The organism is Peribacillus acanthi (genome assembly GCF_003073175.1).
GTDB lineage: Bacteria > Bacillota > Bacilli > Bacillales > DSM-1321 > Bacillus_BN > Bacillus_BN acanthi.
Genome location: NZ_QBBX01000018.1, coordinates 1 through 408 on the forward strand (window position 1 = coordinate 1; position 408 = coordinate 408).

Here is a 408-nt window from a genome sequence, read left to right on the forward strand (position 1 = left end):
TTCTTGCGTTTGGCGACAATCTTACGGATATTGGAAGCTGAACCTTCAAAATCATATTCATCTACTAATCTTTCAAATATCCTGGCAGCTGTGTGTTTTTGTTTTCCCCAACTTTTAAGATCATCATTTAACCATTGATCAATAATCGGTAGCACCCGTTTGGTTTCATCAGAATACTCTTTCGTATTGTAGGCCATTTGACGATTAATAGTGGTAGGAGCGATGTTTTGTTTTAAATACTTACTCACTGTATTCCTTGAAATACCAAGTTTTTTTGAGATTTCACGTTGTGATAATCCTTCAACCTCTTTTAGAAATTTGATACTATGAAATTGAGCCATCTTGATCATCCTTTTGTTCCTCTTTCTCTGATTGATAGTTTAGTCACTTACAATCATAGAAGAGGTT

General features: G+C 34.6%; 1 protein-coding gene. It reads right to left on the bottom strand.

The features are described 5' to 3' along the window. A partial coding sequence (locus DBX25_RS16145; protein WP_240620365.1) for a sigma factor-like helix-turn-helix DNA-binding protein occupies positions 1-341 on the bottom strand: 341 nt, incomplete at its 3' end. Positions 342-408 lie beyond the last annotated feature (67 nt).